This is a genomic window from Streptomyces sp. NPDC059668 (assembly GCF_042734135.1).
GTDB lineage: Bacteria > Actinomycetota > Actinomycetes > Streptomycetales > Streptomycetaceae > Streptomyces.
Genome location: NZ_JBHWEL010000064.1, coordinates 1 through 16,901 on the forward strand (window position 1 = coordinate 1; position 16,901 = coordinate 16,901).

The 16,901-nt window shown below is 74.2% G+C and carries 11 protein-coding genes and 1 pseudogene; 4 read left to right on the forward strand and 8 right to left on the reverse strand.

Translation table 11 applies throughout. The annotated features are described in order from the left end of the window. Positions 1-831: pseudogene (locus tag ACFV2J_RS32800) on the forward strand (hydrolase); the annotation flags it as partial. Positions 832-939: 108 nt separating this feature from the next. Here the strand turns inward: ACFV2J_RS32800 and ACFV2J_RS32805 are convergent. The 3 genes from ACFV2J_RS32805 to ACFV2J_RS32815 form a co-directional block, all read right to left on the reverse strand. Beyond that, on the reverse strand, positions 940-3,075 hold the full coding sequence (locus ACFV2J_RS32805; RefSeq protein ID WP_385442047.1) for an ATP-binding protein: 2,136 nt from the start codon (positions 3,073-3,075) through the stop codon (positions 940-942). Continuing rightward, the gene (locus ACFV2J_RS32810) at positions 3,072-3,827 is read right to left on the reverse strand and encodes a DUF4255 domain-containing protein (RefSeq protein WP_385096808.1); all 756 of its coding nucleotides are present in this window, start codon (positions 3,825-3,827) and stop codon (positions 3,072-3,074) included. The genes ACFV2J_RS32805 and ACFV2J_RS32810 overlap by 4 nt, the downstream gene beginning before the upstream one ends. A 156-nt stretch (positions 3,828-3,983) precedes the next feature. Beyond that, complete coding sequence (locus ACFV2J_RS32815; RefSeq protein WP_385096811.1) at positions 3,984-4,646, reverse strand: LuxR C-terminal-related transcriptional regulator; 663 nt, start codon at positions 4,644-4,646, stop codon at positions 3,984-3,986. Between the two features lie 189 nt (positions 4,647-4,835). On the opposite strand from ACFV2J_RS32815, the gene ACFV2J_RS32820 reads away from it, so the two are divergent. Continuing rightward, the gene (locus ACFV2J_RS32820; RefSeq protein ID WP_385442050.1) at positions 4,836-7,664 is read left to right on the forward strand and encodes an AAA family ATPase; all 2,829 of its coding nucleotides are present in this window, start codon (positions 4,836-4,838) and stop codon (positions 7,662-7,664) included. Between the two features lie 131 nt (positions 7,665-7,795). On the opposite strand, the gene ACFV2J_RS32825 is transcribed toward ACFV2J_RS32820, so the two are convergent. Then, entirely contained in the window at positions 7,796-13,222 is a 5,427-nt protein-coding gene (locus ACFV2J_RS32825; protein WP_385442053.1) for a hypothetical protein, read from the reverse strand. A gap of 420 nt (positions 13,223-13,642) precedes the next feature. On the opposite strand from ACFV2J_RS32825, the gene ACFV2J_RS32830 reads away from it, so the two are divergent. Together ACFV2J_RS32830 and ACFV2J_RS32835 are read left to right on the forward strand one after the other, a co-directional pair. Further along, a complete protein-coding gene (locus tag ACFV2J_RS32830; RefSeq protein ID WP_385094172.1) occupies positions 13,643-13,987 on the forward strand; it encodes an SH3 domain-containing protein in 345 nt (114 codons plus the stop codon). 14 nt (positions 13,988-14,001) lie between these two features. After that, entirely contained in the window at positions 14,002-14,394 is a 393-nt protein-coding gene (locus ACFV2J_RS32835) for an SH3 domain-containing protein (protein WP_385094169.1), read from the forward strand. 54 nt (positions 14,395-14,448) lie between these two features. Here ACFV2J_RS32835 and ACFV2J_RS32840 read toward each other — a convergent pair whose 3' ends face one another. The 4 genes from ACFV2J_RS32840 to ACFV2J_RS32855 form a co-directional block, all read right to left on the reverse strand. Beyond that, on the reverse strand, positions 14,449-14,916 hold the full coding sequence (locus ACFV2J_RS32840; protein ID WP_385094166.1) for a peroxiredoxin: 468 nt from the start codon (positions 14,914-14,916) through the stop codon (positions 14,449-14,451). Beyond that, positions 14,913-15,293, reverse strand: coding sequence for a DoxX family protein (locus ACFV2J_RS32845; RefSeq protein WP_385094163.1), 381 nt, complete (start codon positions 15,291-15,293; stop codon positions 14,913-14,915). The genes ACFV2J_RS32840 and ACFV2J_RS32845 overlap by 4 nt, the downstream gene beginning before the upstream one ends. Positions 15,294-15,394: 101 nt before the next feature. Continuing rightward, on the reverse strand, positions 15,395-15,859 hold the full coding sequence (locus ACFV2J_RS32850) for a cyclic nucleotide-binding domain-containing protein (RefSeq protein ID WP_385094160.1): 465 nt from the start codon (positions 15,857-15,859) through the stop codon (positions 15,395-15,397). Positions 15,860-16,112: 253 nt separating this feature from the next. Then, a complete protein-coding gene (locus ACFV2J_RS32855; protein WP_385094157.1) occupies positions 16,113-16,691 on the reverse strand; it encodes a TetR/AcrR family transcriptional regulator in 579 nt (192 codons plus the stop codon). Positions 16,692-16,901: the final 210 nt, after the last annotated feature.

Below are 16,901 nucleotides of genomic sequence, written 5' to 3' on the forward strand. Positions count from 1 at the left end.
TCGCTGGCCATTCAGCGGTCGGGGACCAAGGCGCAGCCGGTCGAGGGGACTTATGTGCAGCGCGGGTTCCTGCCGCGTTGGCTGGCCACCTTCCTTGGCGTCTTCATGGCGCTGGCCATCACGTTCGTGATGCTGTGGCTGGCGTACAAGCCGCAGGTCCGCAGCGCCGCCACCGAAAAACTCCAGGAAGCCGGCGTCAGCACGCTGCCGCCCAGCCCCTCGGCGTCCCTGCCGCTCCCGCAGCCCTCGGCTCCGCCGCAGGCCCCGACCGAGGAGGCGGCCCCCACCCCGACCGAGAAGGCCGCCGGCGGAGGCAGCGGCAGCGGCAGCGGTGACGGTTCGGGGAAGAAGAAGGAGACCAAGGCGCCCGAGGTCACCGCGGCGACCGCGGTCACCCGGCTGGCCGCGGACGATCCGGGCGTGCGGCACATCTGCTACCGGGCCTACGAGACGGGCGAGGGCTGGCAGAAGCCGGTCTGCGACGGGGCCATGGCGGGCACGGTGGGGCAGAACCGCCCCATCAAGTCCCTCAACCTCGCCGTGTCCGGCACCAAGGGCATGAACGGCAACGAGTTCGTCCACGAGAAGGAGTGGCTGAACCCCTGGACGAGCGTGGCCGACGGGGTCGACCTCTACCTCGGAGGCACCAAGGCGGACGACCCGTACATGCTGGCCTTCGGGATCAACGCGGGTGAGGGCACCATCTGCCAGAACGCGCACGTCCACAACCAGGCCTGGCTCGGCCTGCAGTGCAACACGCCCCCCAAGTGGATCTTCGGAGGGACCCTCGACCAGTCGCTCTGGCTCGAAGCCGTCAAGTTCACCGTGTGATTCGTGCGCGCCCGGCCGGTCCAGGTGGAACCGGCCGGGCGTCGGTGCGTTCGGGCACGGCACGGGCCGGTCCGTCCGGAGAGCGGCATCGCGGCCCGTGGCGCGGAGCTACCAGGTGCCCTCGCCCGGGACCAGCCGGCCCGCCTTGCGGTACTCGCGCCGTGCTCCCTCCAGCAGGTCCGCCGAGGTGACCTCCGCGCCACGGCCCGCGGCCGTGTAGGCGGCCGTGACGACGGCGCTGCGGATCGAACCGCCGGCGAGCTCGAAGTCGCGGGCGACACCGCGCGCGTCGATGTCGTCGGCGCGCGGCACATGGGTCAGGGCGTGCCGCCACAGGGCGAGGCGCTGGTCCGCGTCCGGGAACGGGAAGTCCACCACGAGGTCGAGGCGGCGGGTGAACGCCTCGTCGATGTTGGCGCGCAGGTTCGTCGTGAGCAGCGCGATGCCGTCGAAGGACTCCAGGCGCTGGAGCAGGTAGGAACTCTCCATGTTGGCGTACCGGTCGTGCGCGTCCTTGACCTCGGACCGTTTGCCGAACACCGAGTCGGCCTCGTCGAAGAGAAGGACGGCATCCGTGCGGTCGGCCTCGGTGAAGATGCGTTCCAGGTTCTTCTCGGTCTCGCCGACGTACTTGTCGACGATGGAGGAGAGCTGCACGACGTAGAGGTCCAGGCCGAGTTCGGCGGCGACGACCTCGGCGGAGAGGGTCTTGCCGGTCCCGGAGTCGCCGGCGAACAGACCGAGGACGCCCCGGCCGCGACCACCGCCCGCACTGAGCCGCCACTCACCGAGCACGCGGTCACGGTGGCGGGCACGCAGGGCCAGTTCGTGCAGTTGCAGGAGCGGTTTGTCGGGCAGGACGAGATCGTCCCAGCCGACGTCGGGACGGATCCGGCGGGCGTGCCGCTCCAGGCCGGAGGCGGACTGCTGCCGGGCGGCCAGACGCAGATGGGCCGGGGTGAGCGTGCCGCCGTCGAACGCGGCGAGGTTCCGCGCGGCACGGGCGGCGCGCACGATGCGGTCGCCGCCGAGCCGGTACGGCGCGACGACGGGGGCGAGGTCGAAGCCCGGCGGGGAACCGGAGCCGTGCGGAGGATCAGGAAGGGGCCCGGTGCCTGCGGTCCGCTCCGGTGCCGGCACCGCGACGTCGGCCGGCTCCGTCCAGGATCCGGTCCCGGACGTGGGCTCCTCGCCGAGCGCCGACGCCCACGCCTCCACGGCGCCGGCCCGCAGCCGGGGCGCGTCGAGGACGAGCGGATCGCGGTGATCGCACCAGTGCGGATCGTAGGGGCGGGGATCGGTGAACAGGACGGACACGTCCTCCACCGCCAGTGCCCGCATCAGCGGCGCGGGGTCCGCCGGCAGCGGGGACACGACGATCGCGCAGTCCCGCAGCCGTGCCTCGCGCAGGAGTTCGGCGATCGGATCGTGTGTGGCGGTGTCACTGGGAGTGAAGTGGAGCGCCTCCCGTCCGGACCGGCGCAGGGCGGCCGCGGCGCAGGCGAGACCGTCTCCGGCCCGGTGCTCGCGCAGGTACACGGGGAGCTGGACGCGCGTCAGCCGGTCGGCGAGCCGGAGCAGGAAGTCCTCATCGTAGCGCTCACCCCGCACCGGGGCCCGCAGCCGGCGGACGTGACCGCTCAGCGCCGCGTCGAGGGTCTCGTCGCCGAGCAGGTGCGCGACCAGCCGGTCGGGGACCCGCAACGACCGGCTGAGGAAGGGGCGTTCGGGCTCCTCGACCACGACGAGCCCCAGCGCGGACAGCGGGGCCGAAGGGTGGAACCGGGCCCGCGCCGCGGCCTGGTGCGCGGGAAGCCCGCACAGGTCGAGGGCGAGCCCCGTGGTGGCCCGGCGGCGGCCGACGTCGTCGTTGAGGTAGCCGTACAGCGGCTCGAAGGTGCGCTCGAGGTCCGGCGCGAGGGCGATGAGCAGGATACGGACGTCCAGGGCGGTCAGCCCGAGACGCCCGGCGAGCTGGTCGAGCCGGTCGCCCCGCTCGGGGCCCCAGTCCTGGGGCACGGGGTCCTGTCCGGCCGGCTCCAGGAGATGCCGTACCGCCTCGTCGGACAGATACAGGCCGCGCAGCGGATCGGCCGCGGTGGGGTCGGTCGCGCTGCGCCGCTCGACCAGCAGGGCGACACGTTCGCGCAGCAGGGACAGCCGGGGGAGGAGCGCGCCGGACGCCTCCCCGGGCGCCTCGGCCGGCGCGGGACCGGCGACGGTCTCCGGGACGTGCGGGGTCACTTGGTCCGCTTCTCTCCGGCGCGACGACCCGCGGCCGGGTGGTCCGCGTCCTGCGCTGTGCCGGCCGGTGCGGCCACCGGCGACGACGCGGGTGCGGGTGCGGGTGCGGGTGGCGGTGTCGGCGCGCTGGACAAGTGCCGGGCCTGGTGGTGCCGTTCGGGCGAGCCCTCCAGCGTGCCGTCCATGCCGCGCACACGGACCCCGGCGCCCTCCGTGACCGGCGGCCCGGCGTCGTACTCCGGGAACGCCGGGAACGGCGCGGTCACCACCAGGTCCAGCGAGGGCTTCAGCTCGCCGCCGAGCGCGGACCAGATCTCGGCCAGGGACCGTGACTCGGTGTGCAGGCCGGCCACCGTCAGCGGCACGGACAGGCCCAGCGCGCCGAGCGCGCCCGGGAGTTGCTCGGGAGGCAGCACCTCGTGGGGGAGCAGCGTGGCCAGCACCGCGGAGAGCAACCGGTGTTCGTCCTGCGGCTGTTTGGTCCAGGCCGTCACCAGATAGGACAGCCGGAACCAGCGGGGCGGCTGGCGGCGGCGCAGCACCACACCACGCTCGTCCCGCACTGCCATGGCACCGCGTTCACGGCGCCTGACGTCCTCGCGGATGTCGTACAGATACGTGTTGATGGCGGGGGCGTTGCGCCGCGCCGCCCACTCCCGGGTCGGCGCGTCGAAGGAGACGTCGATGCCCGAACCGGCCAGGGCACCACTGTTGAGCAGTCGCTTGAGGACCTCGTCGACCTCGTGAATCACCGTCGTGCTCCCGCCGCGCCGTGCTGTGCCGTGTTGAGCCGTGCCGTGTTGAGCCATGCCGTGCCGTGTTGAGCGGTGCCGTGCCGAGATGTGCCGTGTGTCCGTCGCGCATCCTCATGTCCCGTTCGCCAGGCCCTGTGTGAAGGACCGTCGGGCTCAGATGTAGCCTTCCCGGAGGGCGTAGGCCACGGCGTGGGCGCGATTGCGCAGATGGAGCCGGGTGGTCAGCCCGTGCATGACGTTCTTGACGGTCCGTTCGGAGTAGGAGAGTTTGCTCGCTATCTCTCCGGTGTCCAATCCTTCGGCGATGAGCCTCAGGACGTCGATCTCACGCGGGACCAGGCCGGCCAGTGGAGCGCCGGGCCGGCCGGCCGCGGTCCGCTGGAGCGAGCCCACCTGATTGATGAGCCGTCCCAACAGATCCGCCGGCAGGTCACCGTCACCCCGTGCGGCCGCGAGCACGGCCTGCACCAGACGGTGCGCGCTCGCCTCGTGGCGCCAGACGATGGCTCCCACACCGCACTCGATGACGTCCAGGAGCTCGGCCTCGCGGATCGCGCCGACCACCAGGACGGCGCGGACCCCCTCGCTGCGCACCAGCCGCCGCAGCCGGGAGAGGGTCGCCTCGTCCGGGCTCTCGTTGACCAGGACGGCCACCGCGCCGGGGCCGGCCTCCGTGCCGTCCAGGAGATCGATCACCGGGTGCTGGCCCAACTGGCTGCGGACACCTGCCTGGGAGATCGGATCGGGTGCCTGGACCACCACCGGAATGCGGTTTCCCGAGTCCACCGCGCGGGACGCGGCCTGCCGGTGTGACACGCCTGCGTCAGTGGTCCGTAATGAACTGCGCAACCGCTTCTCCCAAATCCACGTACACGTCGCCCCTGTGCCGTCAGTGGCTGAAGGGCTTGTCCCAGACTTCTGCGCCTGGTGTGCCTCGCGCAATCGTGGAGAACCACGAGACGTACCACGAGATCGATCATGAAAAATTCACGACAGGAGGCAGCGATGGGCAGCGAACTCGAAACGCTGCGGGAACGCCGGGAGGCCCTGGACCTGGTGGCCGCCGAGGCGGATCGTGCCCGTGCCGGGTCCGGCCGTCTGGTGCTGTTCAGAGGCGCCACCGGAACGGGACGTACCGCCCTCCTGGAAGCCGTCGCCCGGCAGGCGACGGCGCGCGGCACCCGGGTGCTGCGCGCCCGCTGCTCGTCCGACGGCGACACCGCCGCCTTCGCTCCGGTCCGGCAACTGCTCGCGTCCGCGGCCGAGTTCGAGACCGGGGTCAAGCCCTGTCCGGACCCCGCCGACACCCCGCACCGGTGGACCCGCGCGGAGCATCTGTGGGACCAACTGCGCGCGTACGCCGTGCACTCGCCGCTGCTGGTCGCGGTGGACGACGTCCACCGCGCCGACGAGTCCTCGCGCCGCTGGTTCGTCGAGGCCGCCCGCCGGATCGACCGGCTCCCCGTCCTGCTGGTGGCCACCGAGCGGAGCCAGTACGACCTCGACCCGCCGTCGGCAGGACTGGCGCACGCGCTGTCGCCCACCCTCGTCCGTACCCACACCGTCGCCCCGTTGAGCACCGAAGCCGCCACGCAGCTGGTGCGCGCGGAGTTCGCCACCGCCCCCTCCGGCTGGGTGGACGACTGCGTTCGGGCCGGGGCGGGCAGTCCGCTGCTGCTGCGCGCCCTGCTCGACGACGTCCGCGCGGGAGAGCCGGACGGCGCCCCGCGCACGACCTTGCCCGAGACTTGCGCGGCGTTGTACCCGGGCGCGTACCCGGCCGCCGTGACCTGGTGGCTGGACAGCGCCGGACCGGCGACCGCGGGGGTGGCCCGGGCCCTCGCGACACTCGACGGGGACGCGATGGAGGACGAACACCCCCAGGAGAGGGCCGAACTGCTCGCCCGGATGGCGGACGCGGATCCCGCCCGGGTGCCCGGCTGGCTCACGGCCATGACCCACCTCGGTCTGCTGCGCCCAGGTCCTCGCGGGCGACCTGGCTACGCCCACCCCCTCTTACGGGACGCGGTGCTGAGCGGCTGGCCCAGCACCCGGAGGCAGACCGCCCACCGTACGGCGGCCGAGGTGATGGTGCGCCGCGGCGATCGAGCCGAGACGGTCGCCGGACAGCTCCTGCGGGCACCGGCCATCGGGGCGCCCTGGGCCGCGACCGCGCTGCTGGACGCCGCCGACCTGGCGGTGCGCGACGCCAGGCCCGACGACGCCGTCGCGTTCCTGCGCCGGGTCCTCGACGAGCCGCTCACGCCGGCCCGCCGCACCACCGCGCTCACCGAACTGGGCTCCCTGGAGTTCGCCGTCGCCCGTTCGTCGGCCGGGATACCGAGGCTGACCGAGGCGACCCGCCTGCCGGGCATGCCGCAGGACCGGGTACGGGCGGCGGTGGCCCTCGGCACGGTACTGGCACGGCGCGGCAAGGCGCGCGCGGCGATGGACGTGCTGCGGGGCCTCGACGAGCAACTGGCCGACCACCCGGACCTGATCAGGCTGCTGCAGACCGCCTCCGCGCTCCTGTCGGACCACGACCAGGGAATCCGTGAGGAGGCCTATCGCTGGCTGCACGGCGCCGCCGAACGGTCCCCGGACCTGGTGGGTACGGCCGGCCGGGCACTGCTGGTGCGCTACGACGCGACGGCCGGTCTGATCTCCGCCGCCACGGCCATGGAACGGATCCGCGCGCTGCTCGACGAACCTGCCGACACGCTCGCGGAGCCCTTCCTGCTCGGTACGGCGGCCGCCGTCGCGCAGTGGGCCGACGAACTGGAGGAGGCGGAGGGGCTGGTGCGCCGGGGGCTGGCCCGGCAGCGGCTCTCGCTGCTGCATCCGATGCACGAGGCTCTGCTCAACGTACGGGCGGACATCGCCGCCGTCCGTGGACGGTACCCGGACCTGCTCGTCGGCCCCGAGGTCCGGCAGACCGGCGAGAGGGCCCGCCGGGGTCCGGCCAACGCGCACGCGCACGCTTTGATCGCGCTCGTCGAGACCGGCCGCGCCCAGGAGGCGTCGAGGCTCGCCGACAGCTTCGATCTCCGGGAGGCCCAGGACTCCTGGGAGCTCAACCGGTTCCTGTACGCGCGAGGCGTACTGCGGTCGGCGACGGGTGATCCGGCGGGCGCCCTCGACGACTTCCTGGAGTGCGGACGGCGGCAGACCGCGCGGGACGTGGTGAGCCCCGTCGTCACGCCCTGGCGCACGGCGGCCGCCGCGTGCCGGACGGCGCTCGGCCGTCCGCAGGACGCCCTCGCCCTGGCCCGGGAGGAGCTGCGACTCGCCCAGGTCTGGGACACCCCCCGGCTGGTGGGCCGGGCCCTGTCCGGGCTCGCCGCGGCCACCGGGGGCCGCCGTGGCCTCGAACTCGCCGACCGCGCCGTACGCATGCTGCGGGACGCGCCCGCGCAGACCGAGCTGATCCCCGCCCTGATCGCGCAGGGACGCCAGTTCGCCGCGGCGGGAGACCGGGCACGAGCCCGTGACGCCCTGCGTGAGGCGGCCGAACGCGCCGAACGGCTGGGCGCGGTGCGTCTGCGGGCACGGGCCGAGGAGGCCCTGCCGGAAGGCCGCTCCCGCGGATCGGCGACGGCGCTCACCGGGTGGGACGCGCTGACCGGCAGCGAACGCCGGATCGCGGCGCTCGCGGCCGGCGGCCGGACGAACGCCGAGATCGCGGAGCTCCTGCACCTGGCCCGGCGTACCGTCGAGACCCATCTGACCAGCGCCTACCGCAAGCTCGGCATCCGCCGCAGGGCGGAACTGCCCGCCGTGGTCGGAGGGCCGGCACCGGACCAGGGCGTCCCGGTGGAGGCACCGGGCGGCTGAGGCGGCCTCGCGCACCTGACCGTACCGACCGCCCCGCGCTTGTCCGCCCCCGCGCGCCGCCGCCCCGTGCCCCGCCGCACCGCGTCGGGCCGGCGGTGCGCGACGTCGCGCGCGTGTGCCCGCGACGCGCGTCAGGAGGAGGCGAGCCGTCCGTCCGGGTCACGCAACCTGCCCTGCTGGGACGGGTCCTGGAGCATGCGGCGGACCAGAGGCGCCGGCATCCGGACCACCACCGGCAGGGGAAGCGTGAGGTCCCGTACGGCGACGGACGCGGCGCCGGACCGCCCCCGGCCGCTCACCCGGGCCACCACCCGTACGTCCAGGGTGAACTGCACGAGCGTCGACTCGGACTTCGGCTTGTGCAGTGGCATCGAGCCGGAGCCGCGCACGGCCGCGTCGGCGGCGCCGCCCGCCCGGTCGGCGTGGCCGAGGAACTGGTTCATCCGGAACTCGTCCGCGTTCAGCACCCCCGCGCCGCCCAGACCCCGTACCGACGTGCCGTGCTCCGCCGCCTGCTGGTGTTCCGTGCCGCTGGGCCGGGGCGCGTCCAGGGTGCTCTGCGCCACCGTCTCGAAGGTCATCTTGTCGCCGACGCCCAGCACCCGTCCGTCGCGCAGCCTGGCGTGCAGCGAGGTCCGCAGGTCCTGCCCGCGTACGCCGGACGCGTGGACGACGGGCAGGTCGGCACCGGCCGCCGTCAGCAGCGGCAGGGCGGAGATCAGCCACTCGGTGGAGACCGCCTCGCGCTGGGTGTACGCCGCCGCGTCGCCCGTCCGGCGATAGCGCTCACCCCCGTGCGCGGCCCGCACGGTGTCGTCGATCACCCGCCGGATCTCGGGCGCCCCCCGGAACCCGTTGACCTGTGCCTCCATCGGCAGGCGCACGCCGCGGGCGTGCCAGGGTCCGAGCCGATCCGCCGCGGCGTCGTCCGGCCGCAGGAACGCCTGCCCCGTCCCGGCCCGCGGCACCGGGCGCAGCCGGGACAGCGCTTCGAGGTCGTGCGCCGGTACGCGGTGGACCAGGGACTGGCCGCCGAGCGTGGCCAGTCCCACCCGGCCCCGGGACGAGTGCAGTTCGAGGGTCGCCTCGATCGGTAGGCGCATCCTGACCGAACGGGAGGAGGCCTCCGCCACGGTCTTCACGCCCAGTTGGCCCCGCCCGACGGCGGCGGACCTGGTCACGTCCGAGACACCGACGCCGAGCCCGCCGGACGCGCCGACGCTCCTGAGCGGGCCACCGCCGCCCTCCGGTTTGCCCGCCCCGGCCACGACGCCCTCAAGGGTGCGCACGTCGCCCGACTCGGCGCCGCGCGCCCTCTGCGCGGCGGCCGAGGTGATGTACTCCATGTCGCGGCCGTCGGCCGCCTCGCCCTCGGCCGTCCCGGGCCGGGTGCGACGTACGCGGAACACGGCCCAGTACGGCGTCCCGCGACCGCGGAACAGCTCGACGGGGACACCGCCGTCCATGGCCCCGGAGAGCAGCCCGGCGGACCCGTCCCGGTCCAGGACGCGCAGCAGCCGCTGGACGTTGTCGTTCGGATCGGCCAGTTGCCGCCGGGGGAGCAGCGTGTCCGCGAGACTCCGGTCACGGCGCCCGACGTCGGTCCGCAGCCGTTCGAGCAGGGGGACGAAGTCGGGCAGTTCCTCGATCATGCCGAAGCCGAGCGGCAGCTCCTGGGCCAGGGCGGGAGCCGCCGGGGCCGTCGAACCGCTCACCCGGTCCTCGCCCCGGGTGGAGCCGGCCGGCTCCCGGCCGGTCCCGTCCTCGCGCGAGCCTCGCCCGCCGACCGCGGAGGTCTCGGAGCCGGACGAGCCCACGGCGGGCGTGGGCTTCCTCCCGGCGGCGCCGGGCACACGCAGACCCGCGGCCCGCACCTGCTCCCCGGTGAGCCAGACCGCCGCCGCGGCGGGCAGGGTCCGCTCGCCCTTCGCCACGTACGGGCCGCCTCCCGTGACCTTGACCTCGGCGACCATACGGACCACCAGGTCGCAGTGGACCAGGTGGAGGGGACGGCCGCGCGGGGTATGGGCGTTGCGCTCGACGCTGCCGCTCAGCGTCGTCGCCACGGAGCCGCTCCCGCCCAGGCTCCGGCCGGCCGACACCCCCTCGCCGATCCGCCACTCGGCGCCGTTCTCCGCACCGAGGAGACCTCCCTGCACCGTGGTCGTGGTGCCCCGGCCCTCCTGCCCGGTGACCTGATGCCCGCCGAGCACGAACGTCTCGGTTCCCGGTCCGGTGCCCTCCGCCACCACCTCGGGGTTGACGAGGGCGAACCGGGTACCCACCGCGCCGTCGAGCGCCGCGAGCCGGCGCGGGTGGCGCAGGTTCTTCACCACCCAGCCGGAGGAGACCGCCTGGCGCAGCGCCGAGGTGATGGCCTGCGGGCTGAAGCGTTCCTCGACCGCCAGCCTCGGCGCGAGACCCTCCGTCTGCAACGCCCGGTCCGTACGGGACTCCCGGCCGCGGGCCGCCGCCTGCGAGAGCAGCTCGAAGGCGAGGTCCCGGACAGGTCCGCCGTCCCCCAGGGTCTCCACCAGCGTCCAGTCGCGGACCGAGCGGCCCGCGACCGACCGGGGCGTCATCGTGGACAGGTCACCGATGCCGGACGCGGCGAACTGCCGCTGTGGCGCACCCGGTCCGGCCGTGCGGGACCGGGTGCGGTCCGTCAGCCGGTCCTTCGCCGCGGTGTCCAGGGTGAACGCGGTCGGGGTGAGCAGGCGCACGTCCTGCTCCGCCGACGCCAGGGCCTCCGTGTCCGCGCTCGACGCGATGTGTTCGGCCTCGGGCACGTCCCGGCCGGGGGCGCCGGGGGTGAGGACGCGCCGGGCGCTCCGCTCGCGGGTGGTCATGGTGACATCGACGTCGAGGCGCAGCGCGCCGCCGAAGGAACTGGTGCTCTCGCCGCCGTTGGTCAGCACGTCGGTGCGGGTGATCGGGCCCGCCTGGTTGCGCCGGGAGCTGTGCCGGGTCCGTTCGCCGCGCACCGAGGCGGACAGCACGCCGGGGACGAGCCGGAACTGGCCCAGCGCGAGTCCGCCGACCGAGCGTGAACTGGAGCGCCCGCTCTGGGAGTTGCTGGCCAGACCGGAGTGGCTGCGCACCAGCCAGTCCTTGGTGTCCCCCAGATGTCCCGTCTCGCGGAGCGCGCCGACGACCCGGATCTGCACGTCGTGCGTGTGCCACCGGCTCTTGCGCCGCATCCGCACGCGGACACCGGAGGAGAGCAACTGGTCCTTGTTGACCCGCAGGTTGGTCTCCGACAGTACGGTGACGAGCTCACGGTAGTTACGGCGCTGGACCTCGGCCTCCTCGCGGCTCGCCTCCGCCCCCGGCCCCGGGCCGAACGAGGGCAGATAGCCCGCGAGCCGCGGATCGGCGGCGAAGAGCCGCTCGATGCCGGACAGCAGCGGTGCGGTGTCGAGTTGGCTGATCGTGACGCTTGATCCCATGGCCCCGAAAGGCAGATGACGTTCGGTGCCGCGACCCGCGCCCGAGCCGCCGGCCCCCGACTCCGCCGGGTGCCCGGGCACCGCGGTGTCCCGGGCCCCCTTCTTCCTCCCGGCGTCCGTACCGCCCGGATCGGCGTCCGTGGCGGCGGGTTCGGTGACCATCGGGCCCGCCGTGACACCGTCGGGCAGCGCGAGCCCGAGCGCCTGGGCCTCGTCGGCCCGGAGACCGACCCACACGTCCATCGAATGGTGCGCGGTCCGGCGTCCCGCGCGCACCCTCATCGCGGGCGAGAGCGGTCCGGTGCCCTCGACGCTGAACCGCACCCGGCCGAAGTAGAGCACCTTGTCGCCCCGGACCTCGGCCCCCTGACGGCTCGACACCGTCTGTTCGGCCACCGTGAACCGCGCCTTGCGGGCCCCGGCCGTGGGCATGACCGTCCCGCGCACCGCGGCGGCACCGCCCAGGACCCCGAAACCCGCCGCCGGGCCCGCGCCGAAGGTGCCCCCGCGCCCCTTGCCCGACGCGTGGGACACCGAGTGCTGCGCCTGCTGGTGCGTGCGCAGCTGCGTTCCGCCGATCGCCCACGAGGGCGCCAGGCCGGTGAGGTCGGCGCGCATCCGGTAACTGCCCGTGGCGCTGCCGTCCTTGGCCACCAGGTCCTCGCCCATCACCCAGCCGCCCAGCAGCCGCGGCAGATCCTCCAGCACCGTCGTGGTGGAGGTGGCGTCCTGCAGCCGGGCCCGGCCGGGCGCACCCGGTGAGGTCAGGGAGGGGTGCAGCACGGAGCGGACGGTGTCGAAGAGCCCGCCGCCGCCCGGTTCCGGCGCCGCGGCGTCGTCCAGCGCGACCGGGGCCAGGGAGTCCGCGAGCCGCACGCGGTTCGCCAACGGGGCGTCCAGGGGCCGCAGTCGACCCGGTGCGGGGGTCTCGGCGGTCACGGGTATCAGATGTTCGGTGGGCACCCGCATGGTCAGCGTCCCACCGCCGCCGAAGGTCTGCGCGGGCTCACCCTGCCGCTTGATCCGTACGCCGTAGCGGACCCGTCGCGGAATCTCGACCGAACCCTTGTCGCTGCGCAGCACGCGCGGTTCGGACACGGCCTTCTGCACCCGGGTGTCCGTGGTGGACAGGAACGGCAGCGCGTTCGCCGTCACCGCCCCGCCGAGCCATACGCCGGGGACCACCGGAGCCAGCCCGAACGCCATGAAGTTGACACCCTGGCCGGCCGAGCGGCCCGAACTGTGGCTCACCGCACCGGAGGTGTTGTGCTGGGTATCCACCTTGACGCCGGCCCCCTCGGCCAGGCGTGCGGCCTGCGCCGCCTGCCGGGGGCCGGCTTCGGCGCGGGGAGCGGAGGTGTCCTCGCCGTCGTGGCCGCCGGCCCGCGCCTTGCCCTTGCCCGTGGTCCCGGCGCTCTCCGTCGCGGCCAGGAGCGCGGCCAGGGCCGCGGCCTGTTCGGCCGCCGCCGTCCGCGCCTTGGCCGCCTCGGGGGAGACGAAGGTCTCGGGCAGGTCGGCGCTGTCCCGGGAGACGGTGACGGTGACGTCGTACCACCCCTTCCCCGCCGGTCCCTCGACGGTGAAGGAACGCCCCTGGCCGTAGAACGTCTCGGGGCGCCCGGCCAGCTCCTCGCGGATCTCGGCCACCGTGCCGTCCGTACGTCCGACGACCGTGCCGAGGGTGGTGGAGACGAACTCGTGCCCGGTCAGGCGGTACGCCGTGGAGAGGCCCGGAGCCCGTAACTCCCGCAGATACGGGGGCAGTCCGAGGGGCACATGAGGTGCGGCGGGGCCGGCGCCGACCGGTGGGAGCCCCGGCCGCCGCCGGTCCGTCCGGACCGAACGTGCCGCGGTGGGGCGCGGAGGAGCGGTCCGCGTCCCTTCCCCGGACTCGTCCTCCTCGCGGAGGGCGGGCAGCACCGTGGGCAGCTTGGTGGCGGCTCCGCTCTCCGGCAACTCCTCGACCGTGGCCGGGACGGCGGGCCCGGGACGCCGAGGAAGCGCGGATCCGGTCAGGCCCTCGACCGCCGGTGACCGCCCGCGCAGGGCGCGCGCCGTCGCGGCGTTCCCCGCGGTGCGCTGAAGGGCCAGCAGAGCCCGGGACGTCATACCGGGGGCCGTCGTGGCGGACAACTGGTGCGTCGCCGGGGTGTCGCCACCGCTCCTGGCGGACGTGTCCGCACCGATCGGTCCCCGGCCGCGGTCACCCGTCCCGCCGTTCCCGTCCGACGTCTGCCGCTGCCTACGCACAGTGAGCCGTTCCCGTCGCGGGGTGGCAAACCCAGCCCCATCGGTTCCATCCGCTCGGGAGCGTAACCACTGCGGGGTCCGGTCAGGGAGCAAGATCACGGACTCGGACGGATGGACGTCCGCCGACCACCGATGTGTCGACGGCAGTACACCCGGGCTCCATGTCCGGTGCCCGCGCGGTCACTTCGACCAGGGTGGAAAGCCATTGCCGTCCGCTGACCGCGACACCCACTGTGGCGGTGTTCGAGAACGAGCCACCACTCACGGGGGGAACCTCTCATGCGCCGAATCCCGGCCGCCGTCGCGACCTGCGCCGCGACACTGGCCTTCCTCGCCCCGGCGGGCATCGCCGCCGCCGCACCGGCCGCGCCCGCCGAGCAGTCGTACACCGTCGTGCCGTACGAGAACGTCAACGTCCGCCAGCTGCCGACCAAGGACAGCGCCTATCTGGCCACCCTGACCGCGGGGCAGTCCTACCAGGCGTACTGCTGGACGCACGGCCAGACCGTCACGGACCACGGCTACACGAACGACATCTGGATCGGTTTCGCCGACGGTTACAGCAGCGCGGTCTACTTCAAGGGCGACCAGTACGCCGGCCTGCCCGCCTCCGCCGAGTGCTGAGCGGGGAGCGCCGCATGCCGACCAGCCGGCTCACGGCCCGCGCCGCCCTCGCCGGTGCCGCTCTCGCGCTCGGACTGCTGATGGCCCAGGCCGCCTCGGCAGCCCCGGTGGCGCGGGCCGATGCCATCGGGACCACCGCCTCCGACACGTACACGGTCACGGCCCGCACGGACACGTACGTCTACGCGGGACCCGGCCTCTCGTACCCGCGTCAGGGCTCGCTGCGCGCGGGCCGGACGTATCGCGCCGACTGCTGGCTCATGGGCGACGTGGTGTCCGGCGACGGACGGTCGAGCGGCGTCTGGGTCCATCTCCTGGGTGACAAGGACATCGGCGCCGGCTTCGTCGACGTCGTGTTCCTGCAAGGGGACGACCACGCCGGGCTGCCCGGCTCGGCCCGGTGCTGACCCCACGCGGAGGGGCCGGTACGTACCGCCCCTGAAGCGGGGCGCCCCCGCCGTTCAGCCCCGGTCGGCGCGCAGCGCGGCGAGGGCCCGGTCGGCGTGGGCGCTCATCCGCAGTTCGCTGCGGACGACATCCAGGACCGTTCGGTCCCGGCCGATGACGAAGGTGACGCGCTTGGTGGGGGCCAGCGAGAAGCCGCGCTTGACGCCGAACCGTTCGCGGACCGTCCCGTCGACGTCCGACAGCAGCGGGAAGCCCAGGCCGTTGCGCCCGGCGAACTCCTGCTGCCGTTCGACCGCGTCACCGCTGATACCCACCGGCCGCGCGCCCGCGGCGGCGAACTCCGCCGCCAGGTCACGGAAGTGGCAGGCCTCGGCGGTGCAGCCCGCCGTGAGGGCGGCGGGATAGAAGAAGACCACCACCGGCCCGTCGTCGAGCAGTTCGGACAGTCGCCGGTCCGTGCCCGTCTCGTCCGGGAGGACGAAGTCCTCCACCTTGTCGCCCACTTCGACCGCACGTGTCATGACCGGCCCTCCCCACTCTTCGCGACGCCGCGTGCCCAGAGCACCAGCGGTACCTGCAACGGAAGCCGGGCGAGGGCCGCGGCCTTGAGCGGCGCGGGACGGTGACGCCAGTCCACGGCCATCTGCACATTGGCGGGGAACACCCCGACGAAGAACGCGGCCGTGGCGAGCGCGGCCGTACGCCGGGTACGGGGCACCGCCACCCCGGCGGCCAGCGCCAGTTCGGCGGCGCCGCTCACGTACGTCCAGGCCCGGGGTGATCCCGGCAGCGCGCGCGGAATCGTCGCGTCGAACTGCTCGGGCTTCACGAAGTGACCGACCCCCGCGGTCGCCAGCAGACCGGCGAGCAACAGGGCTGAGCGTTCCGACCGTGGCACGGTTCCTCCTCCTGGGGCCTCCGCGAGATATTACTGGACGGTAGGCGGAAGTGCGGCGGGCGGTTCCGTGTCCGTCGCGGCGCGGGAGCCGGTGGCAGCCCTCAGTGGAGGCTGCCGCTGCCGTGGGGGGCGTAGAGGTCCAGCAGCCGGGTGCGGGCCGAGCGCAGACGGTGGGCGAGGATGCCGCCCACCCATTCGGCGACCGCCAGGCCCAGTACGGGGTCGTCGTGGCACATCGCCCGCACGGCCGTGGCGTCGAACTCGTAGGCCCGGACCGGCGTCGTCGCCTCGGCGCCCAGATGGTAGGCGTGCGGTGCGAACAGCCAGGACCAGCCTACGAGTTCGTTGTGCCGCAGGGACTCGATGACGGCCGCCCGGCGGTCGGGTACCCGCATGTCGAGGTCGACCGTGCCGGTGCGGACGATCCAGAACCGGTCCGCGTGTCCGCCCTCCTCGAAGAGGCGGGCTCCCTGCGGGAAGGACACCTCGCGGGCGACGCGCATCAGCCGTTGCCGGTGTTCGGCGGGCAGTGCCCGCAGCATGCTGGACGTGGGGGAATCGTTCATGCCGGCCTCCGGGACGGGCGAACGGACCTGTCGCCTCCAGCATGTGCCACTGTCCCGTTCCGGACCAAGGGCCTGTCGGCGCCGGCCTTGCGGGCCGTCCGGTTCCGTACGGTCGACGGGCGTGCGTGGACGGGGACTTGGCCCACCGGCGGACGAAGGGGTCGCCGGACGGCGCCGGTTCGCGGACGCGGGGCGTCGACGTCGTCCGGGCCGCCGTGGTCCCGCGGGCGCGGCCCGGCGCCCGTCGTCCCTGTCAGTGCGCGGCGCGGACGCCGTCGAGGGCGACGGAGAGGACGCGGTCGCGCTGGTCGTCGTCGAGGAAGTTCGTCGAGGTGATCCCCGCGACCATGCGCAGGAGGTCGTCGAAGTCCATGTCCGTGCGGGCCTCGCCGGCCTGCTGGGCCCGCTCGAACAGCGGGCCGCCCGCCTGGTACATCGAGTCCCGGCAGGCGAGGAAGATCTCCGACTCGTTGTTGAGCGCCTCACGGATGGCCCGCTTGGTCACGGTGTAGTCCACGAACCGGCGCAGCCACGAGGTCAGCGCCTCCCAGGGTTCCCGGGTGGCGACGTCCTGCGCGACCCGGCACAGGGCGTCCACCTCGTCCGCGTAGACGCTCTCGAAGAGATGGCGGCGGGTGGGGAAGTTCCGGTAGAGCGTGCCGATGCCGACCCCCGCGCGACGGGCGATGTCCTCCAGGGAGGCCTCCGCTCCGTTCTCCGCGAACGCCTCACGCGCGGCGGCCAGCAAGGCGTCGTAGTTGCGTGCGGCGTCCTTCCGGTGCGGACGCTGGGACGCCACGATCCCGCTGATGGAGAGCGGCTGGGCCGTCACGAGTGCCTCCCGGCAGCGAAGTGGTTGAACCGGAGGTGAGCCTCCGGTACAGTGGAGGTATACCTCCACTTTAGCAGTCGGGGCTACGTTCCCGTCGAGGGGGGGGGCCGCACGCCCCGACGACGTGGCCGGGGCCCCGGCGGATGGGGCGGCGGGGCCCGGGGCCGCCGCGCCCCCCCGTCACCGCCCGGCCCGTCCCGGCCAGTTCCC